We start from the raw sequence: 15,505 nt of genomic DNA, 5'->3' as shown, positions 1-15,505 counted from the left end.
TGCAGATTTAAATACCTCCCTTCTGCACCGCTTTCACGCCATGTTCCCGCAAAAATGGCTCGTACAATTCCTCTTCTGCTTTTTTCCGCGCTGCCACCGCATCCTCAAGGTTTACGAAGGTTCCAAGGTTGTACACTTTTCCCTGAAAGCCGATCGCTGCCCGCCACCGGGAATTTTCCCGCTGGTAGACGCCTCGGTAGCCGCTTGTATTGTTTGCCGTATTTTTCTGGTTGGCGATTCGTTCCAGGCAGGTTCCGCCTACAAAATGAATCGCTTTTTTCATGTTTTTCTTTCGTGTCTCCGCCTGCAGGCACCCACAGCTCTTGGTTTTTCCCGCGCACAGGCTTTCTTTGGATGCCTCAATCAGGCGTCCGCAGCTACAGACACATTTCCAATATCCGCCTGTCCGGTTGGAATTATCCGCCTCTTCAAGCACTTTCAAACGTCCGAACTGACGGCCTGTCAGATCGATCCGCCGACTGGACGGAAGCTCCTTCCGATAGCACCCGCAGCTTTTCGTATGCCCTGTTTTCAGATGGGACTCCTCCACGGTCTTTTCTTTCCCGCAGTCGCACCGGCACAGCCAGTAATGGCGGCGGCTTTTTGCTGCCTGTTTTATTTCCCGGCAGACAGTCAGACGTCCATACCGGCGCCCCGTCAGATCTTCTCTCACATACTCCACCTCCCCGGATGACATAATGGGAATTATGTCATATCCGACTGTTTCATTTTTTCTTTTATTTGCAAAGCTTTTGTCGAATTTTCCAGATTTTGGATAGAATATCTGTGTTATTTCAAGTACTGTTTTTAACGCCTTTGTATGTTGAAATTCTTTCTCAGAAGTGATAAACTTAATAATAGAATCATATATTTAGATATGTATGCAGATTTTTTCCATTTCATGACATAATTCCCATTATGTTTTTCGTCAATTTTCCCTATCAATCAACAAACCTAATTCCAGCTGTCTGCGGCACGCTTCCCGACTGCTGATGATCGTATAACGGCGTGTCGTTTCTACGCTGCTGTGACCCAGATAGTCCGCCAGACGAACCAGATCGTGATCGCGCTCATAAAATATCTTGGCAAACAGATGGCGCAGATTGTGCGGATATACCTTGCTCGGAAGAACACCCGCTTCGGTGCAGACGGATTTCATGTCCGCCCACACATTCTGTCTGCGGACTGCCTGCCCGTTTTTTGTGACAAAGATGCTGCCTCTCACAATCCGCTGCTTCCGGCAGTACTGCGTCAAATACAGCATCAGCGACTGCGGCAGCAGGATCACCCGCTGTTTTCCCTTACAGTCGATCACTACTTCCCCCTGTGCCAGCGATTCCGCTGTAATATATGAAAGCTCGCTGATTCGTATGCCCGTGCTCGCGATTGTCTGCAAAATCGCACAGAGACGTTCATCGCCGCGTCCCCGTGCCGCCTTAACTAACTTCTGGTAATCGCTGCGCGTCATTTCCCGTCTCTCATCGCAGAAAATCCGCTTCTGCACCCGGAACGTGCGGACACAGTATTCCTGTCTTCCGATAAAATGAAAGTAGCTGTTCAGAGATGCCAGCATCGAATTGGCGCTGGATGTTTTATAATGGGCTTGCAGATATTCCTTAAACGATATAATTGTGTTTTTATCCCATTCTTCACCCACAAACATCAAAAACTTTCTCACATCCCGGCAGTATTTTTCGATCGTATGGCTGCTTTTTTCCTGTTCTCTCAAATAATCCCTAAATCGTTCCAATTCATTTTGTGTTTCCTGTTTCAATGCGTTTCCTCTCTTTCTCACGAAACTTTCTCGCGGATTTGTTTTTTTCGCAGCTGTTTCTTCTTTCACAACTGTGACCACTTTTCTATTTTCTGAAAAGTAATCTTATAGTATACGCACCGGAAACAGAAATCTCGCTAAAAAAACATTTTTGCTCTTTTAATCGGATTTTTGCAGAACCAGACATCACTGCGCCCGAAATTTTTTCACATGGACTCTCTTTGATCTTCACAATAAAAACAGGACAGCCGCTCCCATATTGCTCGGAACAGCTGCCCTGTTTTTTCATATATTTTCTTTTATATTCTTTTTACTCGTCCGCCCGGATCGCCCAGCGCATCTTCGTTGAGCGGGCACGCGGGTTCTGTACGCACTCCTGCGCGGACGGGCGCACCACATCTTTGGAATATTCTTTATAGATACCGGCGCGATATCCCTCTTTGAGCGCCGCTTTCACCAGTTTATCCTCTCCGGAATGGAAGGTCAGGATCGCTGCCCGTCCGCCCGGTCGAAGCGCATTTGGAAGCTTCTCCATAAACTCATAGAGTACTTCAAATTCCTGGTTTACATCGATCCGGAGCGCCTGGAAAACACGCTGACAGGTCTTCTTGACTGTCTCCTTTTTCTCCTTTTCCGGAAGGAAATCCAATGTTTTTTCAATGATTTCACGGAGTTTCGTGGTCGTATCGATCCGGTTTCCACGGCGGATCTCATCCGTGATCGCTTTTGCCAGCTCCTCGCAATACGGTTCGTCTGAATTTTCGTACAGCATGCCCGCCAGCTCCTCACGCTCGATCGTGTCAAGGCGCTCGGCGGCGCTGATGCCTTTTTCCTGATTCAGGCGCAGATCCAGCGGCCCATCTACCTTGAACGAAAAGCCTCGCTTCGGATTGTCAATCTGCATCGAAGACACGCCCAGATCGGCTAAAATAAAATCAAAACCACCCGCTTCTTTGGCAATCTCATCGATTGTACAGAAGTTCTGGAGACGGATTGAAAGCATGTCCTCGCCATAGCCCGCTTCTTCCAGGCGTTTCCGCGTCTTGGCGGATTCCTCCGGATCAACATCGGTCGCATACATATGTCCCTGCCCTTTCAGGCAGGCCAGCATTGCCTTCGTATGTCCGCCGTATCCTAGCGTCGCATCAAATCCGACCTGCCCCGGCTGGATCTGCAAAAAGTCCAGAATCTCCTGCACCATAATGGAAATATGCATGCCCGCTGGTGTATTTCCCTTCTGAATCACATGCTGGATCGTGTCCTGATACTTCTCCGGCTGCAGCTCTTTATATTTTTCTTCAAATTTTTTTGGATATTTTCCTTTATATCTGACACGCCGTTTGTGTGGTGTCTGATTTTCCTGATCCATAAAAGCCTCCCATATCTGCTTAGATTTTCCATTGATTTTCCCATCTGTCAAATCGAAAATCATATTGGTTCAAGCATATATGGAAGGCGTTCAAATGTCAATTCTTTCTTGATTTTTCCAGATAAAACGCAGCATCATAGGTATACAATAAAGGCGTTTTGGTTGAAATGTTTCTCCGGGCAGATGTTTGCAGATGAGCCATCAAATCTTTCTGTATATAAAATACTCATTCTCCCCAATTTCTGACGCTCCTGCCTGCCCGGATACTCCTTTTCAACGTGCATAGTATGACAAATTGTGTGGCGTTTTGCATCGGCGGGATACTTGACACAGCATCCCGCTTTCAATAAAATGATTATACATCGTACATTGATGTGCGATACAATCCCTTTTTAGCTAATTTATATAATTTTTACTTATTTTTCATGTAATTATAAAAAACTATGAGTGTAAAAAATTGCACCAGAACCCTACATAACAAATATACATGATTGCACATCTTATGGATATCTAACAGGAGGTTTTATGACGCACGATAAAAAACGGCTGCTCTCGATCGGCGAGGCAGCCAAAGCGTTGGAAGTGACCCGGCGCATGATTTTAAATTATGAAGACAAGGGTCTTATTCTGCCGGATCAGAGAGACGGTATCAATGGAAACCGTTACTATACAGCAGACACCGTCTCGCGCATCCGGAGCATCCGCATTCTGCAGAATCTCGGTCTGTCGCTGGATGATATCTATGCCTATTATCACGGCACGACGGATCTGGAGCCGCTGATCACTCGTCTGGAAGATCTGCGTGACGAGATCAGCCGGAATATTGAGAAATTAAAAGAACATTCAAAAGGGCACAATGACTTTGAAATCCGACAGATAGAACTTCCCGCCCAGACCGTTTACTGCCAGGATCTGCATTCGACAGAACTTGAAGACAAGAAAGAGCAATTACGTAGCGTCTTCATCAAGGCGATCCGCCAATATGGTTCTGACACCACCCAGCATATGTTTTTCACCGAATACAACCTTTCGAATCCGGGCGATTTTACCTGCTGCATCGCCGTCCCGCCGGAAAGCCTGGGTGAACATCTCGTCACCCTGCCCTGCCAGAAAGCGCTCTGTATCTTTTATCACGGTGCCTATGAAGGTCTTCCGGTAATTGTGAAGCATCTTTGTGCGTATGCTAACAAATATCAGATTCCATTAAAGGGCACCGCCCGCCACCTCTATCTGGAGGGACCGCCCCAGCACAAAAATCCTGAGAACTTTCTGACGCAGGTAGCGGTTCTGATGGCGGATGATACCCTTTAACCAAAACTTATTTCTCTAATTTTATTATTTTAATTCCTCTGGGCGCAGCACGCATTGACCCACTCTATAAAGTTATCGGCCGCGGCAGCCCGCATGGACATAAACAAAGCCCTGATCCGTATAATCCGTAAAACTCCGGTACTCCGTCAGATCCTCCTGCGCCGCATATCCCGGCGTATTGACTGGAAATACGATCGGCTCCGAACGTGCCTATCTGTATCCAGAATCACTGCCTTACACTTCAATCGCCCCAAACCGGAATGAATACAGGTAGCGCTCCGCCACCCTTTTTCCTGTCATCTGTTCTAGTGCGCGGGTATAGTAGCGCACCTGTGCCTCATAGCGGCGGATCAGAATGTCTGAATTTTCCACATAATCTGTCTTATAATCCACCAGAACCAGCTTGCCATCCTCCTCAAAAAAGGCGTCGATGATACCCTGTATCAGAATCCGCTCATCCGAATCCCAGTCGCCCATTTCGCGCGCCGGAATACCGATGACGAACTGTTTTTCCCGGTACAGTTTCCCGGCTGCTGCCGCTCTCTGCATGCGTTTTCCCAATGAACTGGCTGTCAGTTTTGCCAGATCTGAGCCGCGCACCAACGCCGCCGCCTCGGCATCCATCCGCCCCTCAGCCGCCAGCTTCGCCGGAAATGCATTTAACTCCTGTCTCGACATTGCCCGCTCAAACGGCAACAACTGCAACACACGGTGGTACGCTGTACCGCGCGTCGCGCCGCCTTTTTCTTCCTGCTCCTTCTCCATAAACACTGGCAGCGTCGGCAGAAATACCATCTCCTCCTCTTCTTCCTCCATGCCCTTTTTCTTGAGTTCAGAAACGGACATCTTGGTGTTGAGACTCAGATCGTCCAGGTATGGGTACTGGAAATGGTAGTTGCTGCTGATAATCGATTCTATTTGCCTGATATTTTCGAGCCGATTTTGCGTGTTTGGATGATTCTCGTCATTCGACAAATGGCTGTCCTCCCCCGCCAGCCACCGCAGCCACTCTCTCGATAACGTCTGGCGTATCTGCGTGCCGATCTCACGGTCGATCTGGTCGGAAAGCGTTTCCATCTGATATGAAATCCACGGATTTTTTTCCGGAATACTCATCAAAATCCAATCCAGATACGAGGAAGCCAGCGTCAGAATCGTATACGGAATCGCCCCGTGTTCGGCTGCCACTGCGCTCCACTTCGCAATCCGATCCTCCAATTTCCGGGAGGACGCCGTCAGAATCAGTTTTTCCTTCGCACGCGTCAGCGCCACGTAAAGAACACGCAGTTCCTCGCCCAGCGCCTCCAGTTCCATCCGGCGTTTCATCACATTTTTCTTGAGCGTCGGTCCCTTGATGCGCTTCTCGCTGTCCAGATAGTCGGTTCCGATTCCCAGATCCGCGTCGATCAGAAGTTTCCCCCGCGTATCCTGCTTGTTAAAATTTTTTCCCATTCCAGCCACAAACACGATCGGAAATTCCAGTCCCTTGCTCTTATGGATACTCATGATCCGCACCACCGTTCCCTCGGAATCCGCCACCGGCGCCTCGCCAAAATCTGTGTTATATTTTTTCAATTTTTCAATATACCGGATAAAATGGAACACGCCCCGGTAGCTCGTCGCCTCATAGGCTGCCGCTTTCTCCACCAGCATATCCAGATTGCCGCGCCGTCCCGCCCCGCCCGGAAGCGCCGATACATAGCGATAATAGCCCGTTTTGTCGTAAATCCGGTAGAGGAGCTCGTGCATCGGCAGGTAAACAGCTTCCTGGCGGAATGTATCCAGAAGAGTAAAGAGTTTTTGGAGTTTTCGGCGCAGGTTATTCTTTTGAATTAATTTATTTTTTTGAAAACGAAACACATCCGCGATCGACGACTCGTCACTTTCGTCATTCGACTTCACCGGTCCATCCTCGTTCATATACTCCACAACCGCCCGGTAAAGCCCTGCATCCCGCGACCGGTCAACGCCCGCCTTATGTTCCGCCACAATCCACGCCATCTCCTCATCAGAAACGCCGCCAAACGGCGATTTGAGCACCGACGCCAGGGGAATGTCCTGCATCGGATTGTCGATGACTGCCAAAAGATTCAGCACCGTCTCGACTTCCAGCGTATTAAAATATCCCGTCCGAGACTCTGCGACCGCCGGAATCCCCTGCGTCGCCAGCACCTCGATAAATTCTTCCGCCCATCCGCTGACGCTTCGAAGCAGAATCACAATATCCCCGTACTGCGCCCGACGGTAAGCGCCAAGCTCCTTATCCCAGATCGTGATCCCCCGTTCTTTATCCGTCATCTCACGGATCTTTCCGGCGATCATGCGCGCTTCCAGCTCTCTGGCGGTGTAATCGGCTGCCTCATCATCTAACTCGGGGGATTCCGTCTCTTTCTGCGGCTGCACCGACAAATCCACCAGCAAAAGCTCCGTCTTTAACTCATCCAGGCCATCCCGCTCTTCAAAGGCTGCGCCCGGATGCAGTGCCGCATCTTCCGTATAGGATATATTTCCCAGCTTTTCCGTCATGATACGGTAAAAAATCGCATTGATCGATTCCAGTATGTGATCCCGGCTTCGAAAGTTCTGGTGAAGCTCGATCTTCTGGTGCGCGCTCTCCTCCGACGTGTATGTGCTGTATTTTTCCAGAAATAATTCCGGTCTCGCCAGGCGGAATTTATAGATACTCTGCTTGACATCGCCCACCATAAACACATTCGGGCGGTCAAAACGTTCACCGCTGATGCACTGGATCAGCGTCTCCTGAACCAGGTTGCTGTCCTGGTACTCGTCCACCAGAATTTCGTCGTACTGCACGGCGAGCTCATCCGCGACTGTGCCTGGTACGCGCACTGTCCAGGCATTTTTCCCCTGCATCTGATCGGTTTCTTCTGCACTTGAAGTTTCCTCCGCCTCGGAACATTCTGATTCCGGTTCTGTCAGAATCTCCAGCGCAAAATGTTCCAGATCATGAAAATCCACCACATTTTTCTCTTTCTTCTTCGCCCTAAACCGCCGTCCAAATTCCTGCGCCAGCTCCAAAAGTTCCAAAATCCGCTCTTTTCCGGCTTCCATATCCGTAAGCATCTGCTCCGGGGAGGCAAACAGGTACTCTCCTTTTAACTTTTCAACTGCTTTTTTGACCCGGCTGCGGCAGTCGGAAACAAGCGCCTTTTTCTCCGGATCGACCTCCCCGTTTTTGCCGCGGATCGCCGCCAGACGCGAAAACGTAAATTGTTCCAATGCCTCCGAGATCGTTTCAAACGAACCGGCTGCCCCGCAGACTGCCTCCGCATGGCGCAGATCTTCCTCGATCATCGGCAGGTACGGCATCGGTCCCCCCGTCTCCTGGCAGATCTCCCACGCCTCCCGAAGCTGTATTTTCCACTCCTGCGCCTGCAATGCAATATCACGCAAAAGGAACTGCATCCACTCCGTCTGCTCCAGCTCTCCCTGTTCGGTCAAGAGCAGCTCCTCACGGCATTTTTCATACCACGCATCCGGCCACGGGTTACTCTGGGCGAAATTGTAGACCTGCATCACATACTCGGCAATTCCATCGTCCGCCTTGCCCGTCGCATACGCGTCCACAAACTCCTCATACCGTTTCCCGCCGTCGCGGTAATAATCTTCCAGCAGCCCATCCATCACATCAGCGCGCATCAGAAGCATTTCGCCCTCATCGCCAACCCGGAATGCCGGATCGATGTCCAGCCGGTCAAAATGTTCCCGCATGATATGCAGGCAGAAGCTGTCGATCGTCGTGATCTGGGCAAACTGAACCAGAACTGCCTGCTGCTGGAGATGTTCATTTTCCGGCTCCGATTCCAGTTTTTTCTCAATCGCCGCCTGGATCCGCTCCCGCATCTCCGCCGCTGCCGCCCGGGTAAAAGTCATGACAAGCAGGCGGTCTATGTCCTTCGGGTTCTCCCCCTCCGTGATCATCTGGATGATCCGCTCAACCAGCACCGCGGTCTTGCCGCTTCCGGCCGCTGCCGACACCAGGAGGCTTTTCTCCCGCCCCTCAATTACCTGCTTCTGTTCCCTGGTCCAATTTACTGCCATTTCTCGCCCTTTCCTTTTTCATGACTGGTTCTTCTTTCATTCCCACAGTCACAGCCAAACACAAACCTACCGTTCCGTTTCCTTATCCTTTTCTTCCATCTTCCCCCAGATCTCCTCCGGGCTCAGCTTATCAAAACGCCGGAACTGGTAGCCGTCCGTTTTCAAATCAAATCCGCACACACTGTGGTACGGGCAATAATCGCACGCCGTTTTCTGGCCGTTTTTGTACGGCGACGCCGCAATGTTTCCATCCAGAATCTCCCGCCCCATATGCTTCATTTTCCGGTTCACATACGCGCCCAGCACACGGAATTTTTCTTCCCCTGCCGCCTGCGAACGCCGCTCAACGATCGCCTCATTTTTAATCGAAACCGGCACAACATCCGAATCCGCCGTCGCCTCCTCGCCCAGCCGGTTATCCAGATGTGCCAGTGCCTCCCGATCGCCGTTTACCAGCCCGTTCATCCGCAGTGCCTTCAAAATATCGGCATTCGTCTCCTCCTCCGACTCCACCGGCTTGCGCTCCACCATCGGATCCTCGATATGATAATAGAAAAGCCCCGCTGGAACCACCGTTTTATCCGGGTATTCCCGCCCGATCTTCTCCATCGCCGCATCCATGTAGACGACCAGCTGCAGCTGCAATCCATAATAAATATCCGTCAGGTCAAATTTCGTTTTTCCCGTCTTGTAATCAATGATCTTAAGGTACAGCCGGTCGCCATCCTCGCAGAGATCGATTCGGTCAATCCGCCCGCGCAGATGGATCGCCTCCTCGCTTGAAAGCGGAATCCGCATCGCTCTCAGGTGATCCATCGGTGAAAAACTGACCTCAAACCCGGCTGGCTCAAAATCACCTTTTTTTAGCTGTTCCGTCAGTGCCCAGATCGTCCGATCCGTGATCCGGTATACCTTCCGTTCCAGATACTGGTTCCGGTACGAGCTTCCCAGAATCGCATTGCCGTATTCCTCCGTGACCGACGCCACACACTCCGCCACCATTTTCTGGCGGTCTTCCTCCGAAATGCCGGAAAACCGGCGATTTTCCTCTTTCATCCGCGTGAAATACATGTCGATCGCCGCATGGAACAGATTTCCGATATCCGACGGGGCAATCTCGTACATCTGCCGTTCCGACAATTCCAGCCCATACGAAAGAAAATGTGCATACGCACACGACGCATACAGCTCCATACGCGTCACACTGCCCCGCAGAATCGGACTATAGAGCGCCCGCGCCGCCGCCTTCCCGATGCCCGTATCCTGATAGATATAAAATGCAGCATCCGAGAGCGCCTGCATTTCATCCCGGTACGATTCTGCCTGAATAAAGTATCGGTACAGCGATATAAACTGGTCATTTTCCCCGCTTTTTTCATCCTGCAGTCCCCGAAGCACCCAGCTCATGCCAAGCTCCGGCGACCAGAGCGCTTCCTTCTCTTCCTCCGGCTGTTCCAGACGTTTCTCCGGAAATAATTTAAGCAGCTGCAGCATCAGACTCGAAGGACGCATCGCTTTTCCCTCGGCAGAGGACGCCGCACACGACAGATAGAGATAGTCCGATGGCTTTGTCAGCGCCAGATAGAGATAAAATCGCTGCAAAAAGCTTTCCTCCCGCGCGGTCGGCGCCAATTCTACCTGCATTTCCCGCAGCGCCCGGCGATCCGCCTCCGAAAGGATCCCGCCGCGTCCCGAAACAGACGGCACTATCCCGTCATTGACTCCGGCAAAAAACAACACTTTTATATTGGAAAGACGGGTTCGCGTGATATCGCCGACCACGATCCGGTCCACGACCGCGGGGATCAGTCCTACCTTGATCTCCGCAAAACCGGCGTCCAGAATCTCTGCATACTCCCGCTGTCCCATGATCTCCTCGCCGAGAAGCGCCACAATCCGGTCAAACAGATCCATCACCAGCCCATACACCTGCCCGTACTCCTTGGCAAGACTCATATCGCCCACTTCTTCAAACTGCTGCGCCATCGCCGCCAGCTTCTGCTCCATCTCAAGTGCTTCGAGAAAATGGACCAGCGCCTCCGTCCGCTCGCGCACCGTTGCTTTGCGGTTGGAAAACACCTCCCGAAGCGGCAGAAATGGTGTGACAACCGCCTCACGGAACTGATTTAACTCATCCAGATTGATAAGCTCTGCCCCCCGGTACACGCGCTCCCATGTACTGTTCCACCGCTTAAACCCGCGGATTCCAAGCGCAATCACATAATTTTCCGCCTGATAGATCACTTCCGGTGAAAGCCCCGCAAGCGGCATCACCAGCCCTGTTTTTAGGAATCGAAACACCGATTCATAGGAAAAGCCCGATTGCAGCACCTCCAGCGCCGCCCGGATTAGTTCCACCATCGGGTTACTTAAAATATTTTTCTTATAATCAATAAAACACGGGATCTGATTCTTCTCAAACTGCCTCAGAATCTCCCGCGAATATGTCTCCAAGTCGCCGGTAATCACCGCGATCTCCCGGTAACGGATGCCCTCCGATGCCACCAGACGCCGGATTTCTCCGCATAAGAAAGAGATTTCCGCCTGCGGGGTTGCTGCTTCAATTAGACGCAGGCTTTCCCGGTCGTGTTCAGCCGCAGCCCCGCTTTCGTTCCCGCTCCCAGAATGATACACCTTTCCCCTATATCGGAATAATTCATTTTCAATAAATCCCAGTTCCGGGCTGTCCTTAAATCTCCACATTGGTTTTTCTTTCAACAAAATATCCTCATCCCGGCTGCATCCGGCAGCTGCAGCACGGTCAATCAGACGGCAGACGGTATGACGGCTCATGTAAAAGAGCTTCTGCTGCACGCTCTCGCGGTACGGATTGTCCTCCGGATCCATCGTGACCGTCACGATCACCTTCCGGCAGCACCGGAATAAGAGTTCCAGAAGCTCATACTGGATCGGCGTAAAGCCCGTATAGCCATCCAGCGTCACAACGCTGTCGCGGATGAGCTGTGACTGCGGCAGCACCCGGCAGAGAAGGCTTAAAATTTCTTCTTTTACGATCACTTTTTCCTCGGTATACGCCTGGAATGCCCGGTATAAAACCTGCATATCCAGAAGCTTCTGGCGCAGCAGCGGGCTTTTCGTCTCCCCGATCAGCGTCTCCAGCTTTTCCTCCGTGATGCCGTACTGGAAAAACTCAGACAGCATCGATTTGATCTCGCTGATAAAGCCCGCCTTGTCCAGATGCCCTCCAAACAGGTGCAGATTTCCCCGGACGCCCGATGAGACGCGCCGCAGAACCATCGATTTTCCCATATCATCCAGCACCGCCAGATTTTCAATCGCTAGTTCCTCAAACACCCGGTATGCCAGACGCTCAAAACTGACAATATCGATATTCATCACGCCATGGTTCGGATGCAGCATCACGATCTCTTTCTGCGTCTGCATCGTAAACTGTTCCGGCACCAGAGCAAAAAAACGTTCGTCCGGCTCTTCCATCGACTGACGGATCAGATTTTCATACAATGTCCGTGTCTTTCCCGAACCGGAACCACCGATTATAAATTGCAATGACATAGTTTTCCCTCTGTCTTTCTGTCTATGTTTTCTGTCAGATACCAAAGCACTTCCGCCCGGATGCATCCCGGATTCCCATTTCTTCCCGGTATTTCGCCACAGTCCGCCGCGACAGCGTGATCCCCGCTTCCGCCAGTTTTTCTGACAGCACGCGGTCGCTGAACGGCTTTCTCGGATTTTCCGTTTTGATCAGATGGCGGATTGCCTCCCGCGGATCTTTGCCTGTTTCCATCCGATTCACCATTTCTGCCTGAACCGCCGTTTCTTCCTGATTCGCCGCCTCTTCCCGTTCTGCCATTCTTCCCTTATCCGTTGTCCCGAATCCCTCCGCAGCCATGTGTCTTGAAAAGAAATATGACAGCGGAAAAATCCCCCAGCGGCATTGCAGATATTTTTCACGCACTGTCCGGCTCAGCGTCGGATCGCTGACCCCCAGCGATTTAGCCGCCTGTTTCTGCGTCCACGGAGCCAGTTTTCCACTTCCTTTTGCGAAAAATTCCCCCTGTACGCACAAAATCTCTTCTGCCAGCCGCAACAATGTCTGGTTGCGCTTCCCAATGCACTGGCAGACCCATTCAGCCTGCCGGATTTTCCCCTCAATGTAGTCCTTTGCCTCCGTCTCGGTATCTTTCTGCTTCATCAATGACAGATAATACGGATTGATGGCAATCTGCGGCAGTGTCTCATCGGAAAGCTGCATTTCAAATCCGTGTTCCGTCTGGGTAATAATTATATCTGGTACGATATATTTATCATAGCTCTCATCCCCATATCCGCTTCCTGGTTTGGGATTCAGCTCCCGGATCCGCGCTGCTGCCAGAAGCACTTCCTCCAGATTGCAGGAGCATACACGGGCAAGCTGCTTCATCTGGTTTTTTCCAAGCAGATCCAGATGGTTGGAAATGATGTGTGCCGCCAGAATTTCGGTTCGCATCGTTCCATTCTGAACAATATCAATCACCGCGCCGCCGTCTTCTGCCAGGTAAGACAGCTGCATCAACAGACACTCCTTCAGCGACCGCGCCCCGATCCCGCGCGGTTCCAGCCTGCCAAAATTTTTCCAGATACGCTCCCCTTCTGTCTCCTCAATTCCCAGCCCAGCGCAGAGTTCTCCAAAATTCACGCTGAGATATCCGCTTGCATCCAGATTTTTGATCATATAGCGGAATATTTTTTCTTCTCTTTTCGTCAGATGCAGCATACACGCCTGTTCCAGAAGCGATTCCAAAAGCCCATCCTGACTCCGTCCCGGCTCTAATCGTCCCGCCTCTTCTTCCTCATCCTGATAATAGGTCTGGTTCTGGCGGTCAAGGCTGGCAAGTTCTTCAAGTCTGCGGATTTTCTCGTTCAGCTCTCCATTTTCTTCCAGCCGTCCGTTCTCCGGCTCCCGCTCTTCCAGATCCACCACTGGATTTTCCAGCGCCATCTCTTCTATGTACTCTTTCAGCTCTATCTGCCCCATCTGAAGAATATTTGCGGATTGTATCATTTTCTGGGACAAGGTCTGTTTGAGCTTTAACTCCTGTTTCAGTTCCATCGTACCACCCCTGAAAAGATGTAAAACGCCCAGATGCCTCGCCGTTTCTGCCTGCGAAGTACCTGGGCGTCCTGTCTTTTGCCTCCTAATTACTGATCCAGCTCATCCTCGCCGACCAGCTCATCATATTCCTGCTCGTCCAGAAGCTCGTCAAACGCATCTGCCACGATCTCATACTCATCGTCGTCCTCGATGTTTTCCAGGTTCGGCTGTCCGTTCTCATCCTCGCTATAACGGTACAGATATACCTCGCCGTCCTCTGCCTCGATGTCATCCATCGGAAGAAGGGCAATATAATCCTTGCCGCCTGCCGGGAAAATCGTCAGAACAACACACTCAATCTCTCTGCCGTCATCCAATGTCAGAGTCACGGTCATCTCCTCGCCGTTGTCGATCTCTTCCTGCGTCATATTCTTATTATCTGCCATATTTTACCTCTTTCTTTTCTATGCCTTTTCTACGTCCCACAAGATCCGTTGGCGGAATCCTGTCTTGACTCCACTGTATCAGAGTATTCTGTAAAAATCAAGACTTGACTTCCTCATTGTCCGCTTCATTCCGATACGCCGCCATCTATTCCAGCCCCTCATCCGGCACCTGTACGCGCATTCCACGTGCAAATGCCCGGTTTAAGCGGATTGTGTGCCGTGCCAGCGGGTTAAACAGCATATAGATGCAGAATACCGCCTCTATAAATTCGATTGCCGCCGCCGTCACCAGCATGAAAACCAGCGGAAATGGCAGCCACCAGCTCATCTGAAGCAGCGATACGCCGCCCCACACAATACTCGCCCCACGCCCGATCAGCATCAACACCGTAAGCACCGGGCTCTCCCGCAGCATCAGCATATACCAGCCATAAAAAATAAACGGTCCCAAAAGCGTCATGACCGCATTTGTTTTCTCCATTCCATAGACAAATGTCATAATCAGATAAAACAGGCAGTACAGAACCCGCACCCCCGTCAGAATCCGTACCATCCAGTGCAATGCCTCATTCTGCTCCCCGTAACCCGGAAGTGTTTTTTCCATCTGTTTTACCCACATTGCCCATTCCCGCTGCACTGCAGCGTACTCCGGACGATGCTTTCTCTTTATAAATCCCATTCAGAGTCCCCTCTCTAATATTCAATTCCCCGCCGCGCCAGGATTTTCCGGTCAAACGGATGCTTGATTTTTTCCATCTCTGTCACGTAATCAGCCCGCAAAAGCAGCTCCTCCGGCGGTTTCCGCCCCGTCATCACAACTTCCAGATCCGCTGGTCTGTGATCCAGAAAATCCACTATATCCGTCAGCTCCAAAAGTCCCGAAGAAAGAGAAGCACAGACCTCGTCCAACACCAGCAGAACATCGCAGGTTTCATTATTCTGTATTTTCCTGCTTCTTGAATCTTCCATTTTCCCACACCGCTTCACTGCCTCACAGCACGCTGTCTCAAACATACTTTTATAATAATCCGCCGCCTCCCGCTTCACCTCATCGGTCATTTTCCACGTGAATCCAAATGTTTTTTCACAGGGAATCAACGTCACCTCCGGGAGCCGCTTTAAAATCTCCACCTCCCCAGACTGATCCGTTTTTAAAAAGCGGGCAGCAACTACCTGTTTTCCCGCTCCTGCTGCCCGGACCGCCAGACCGATCGCCGCCGTCGTCTTTCCTTTTCCGTCGCCGCAGTACAGATGTACACATCCCATATATTTTTCCTTTTCTTTCTTTTTATCTCGCTTTTCAGCGCACCGATACCAACTATCTTATCATATCAAACTGCCAACCACAATATTTGCCCGATTGAAAATTTACATTGAAATATTTCCCCATATACGCAATCTGGCGGTCTGATCCCAAGGGCCAGAACCGCCAGAAAACCAAACTCAATGATTCAATTTTACCAAACTTCTAACTTCAAACTTCTAATTTT

At 50.8% G+C, this 15,505-nt stretch carries 10 protein-coding genes; 1 reads left to right on the top strand and 9 read right to left on the bottom strand.

Annotation, left to right across the window (positions count from 1 at the left end; translation table 11 throughout):
- Positions 1-7: 7 nt before the first annotated feature.
- The 3 genes from DWZ45_RS04835 to rsmH all read right to left on the bottom strand — a co-directional run bounded on the left by DWZ45_RS04835 (position 8) and on the right by rsmH (position 3,143).
- Positions 8-673, bottom strand: coding sequence for a hypothetical protein (locus DWZ45_RS04835; protein WP_117796377.1), 666 nt, complete (start codon positions 671-673; stop codon positions 8-10).
- A gap of 255 nt (positions 674-928) precedes the next feature.
- Positions 929-1,774, bottom strand: coding sequence for a tyrosine-type recombinase/integrase (locus tag DWZ45_RS04830; protein WP_117796475.1), 846 nt, complete (start codon positions 1,772-1,774; stop codon positions 929-931).
- Between the two features lie 310 nt (positions 1,775-2,084).
- Complete coding sequence (gene rsmH, locus DWZ45_RS04820) at positions 2,085-3,143, bottom strand: 16S rRNA (cytosine(1402)-N(4))-methyltransferase RsmH (protein ID WP_107000320.1); 1,059 nt, start codon at positions 3,141-3,143, stop codon at positions 2,085-2,087.
- A 525-nt stretch (positions 3,144-3,668) separates the two neighbouring features.
- On the opposite strand from rsmH, the gene DWZ45_RS04815 reads away from it, so the two are divergent.
- Positions 3,669-4,454 (top strand): MerR family transcriptional regulator, encoded by a 786-nt coding sequence (locus tag DWZ45_RS04815; protein ID WP_118467936.1) that lies wholly within the window; start codon positions 3,669-3,671, stop codon positions 4,452-4,454.
- A gap of 234 nt (positions 4,455-4,688) precedes the next feature.
- Here DWZ45_RS04815 and addA read toward each other — a convergent pair whose 3' ends face one another.
- The 6 genes from addA to DWZ45_RS04785 all read right to left on the bottom strand — a co-directional run bounded on the left by addA (position 4,689) and on the right by DWZ45_RS04785 (position 15,281).
- Complete coding sequence (addA, locus tag DWZ45_RS04810) at positions 4,689-8,516, bottom strand: helicase-exonuclease AddAB subunit AddA (protein WP_118467934.1); 3,828 nt, start codon at positions 8,514-8,516, stop codon at positions 4,689-4,691.
- Positions 8,517-8,582: 66 nt separating this feature from the next.
- Positions 8,583-12,050: a helicase-exonuclease AddAB subunit AddB gene (addB, locus tag DWZ45_RS04805; RefSeq protein ID WP_118467932.1), complete on the bottom strand. Its 3,468-nt coding sequence runs from the start codon at positions 12,048-12,050 to the stop codon at positions 8,583-8,585.
- A gap of 34 nt (positions 12,051-12,084) precedes the next feature.
- A complete protein-coding gene (rpoN, locus tag DWZ45_RS04800; protein ID WP_118467930.1) occupies positions 12,085-13,587 on the bottom strand; it encodes an RNA polymerase factor sigma-54 in 1,503 nt (500 codons plus the stop codon).
- Between the two features lie 89 nt (positions 13,588-13,676).
- On the bottom strand, positions 13,677-14,015 hold the full coding sequence (locus tag DWZ45_RS04795; protein ID WP_022358993.1) for a DUF1292 domain-containing protein: 339 nt from the start codon (positions 14,013-14,015) through the stop codon (positions 13,677-13,679).
- Positions 14,016-14,160: 145 nt separating this feature from the next.
- Positions 14,161-14,694, bottom strand: a complete 534-nt coding sequence (locus DWZ45_RS04790; protein ID WP_118467928.1) for a hypothetical protein — start codon at positions 14,692-14,694, stop codon at positions 14,161-14,163.
- Positions 14,695-14,708: 14 nt separating this feature from the next.
- Positions 14,709-15,281, bottom strand: coding sequence for a cob(I)yrinic acid a,c-diamide adenosyltransferase (locus DWZ45_RS04785; RefSeq protein WP_118467926.1), 573 nt, complete (start codon positions 15,279-15,281; stop codon positions 14,709-14,711).
- Positions 15,282-15,505 lie beyond the last annotated feature (224 nt).

Origin of the sequence: Clostridium sp. AF32-7AC, assembly GCF_003477925.1 — a bacterium.
In the GTDB taxonomy this organism is placed as follows: domain Bacteria; phylum Bacillota; class Clostridia; order Lachnospirales; family Lachnospiraceae; genus Otoolea; species Otoolea fessa.
This window is presented reverse-complemented; position numbering and strand designations above follow the sequence as displayed.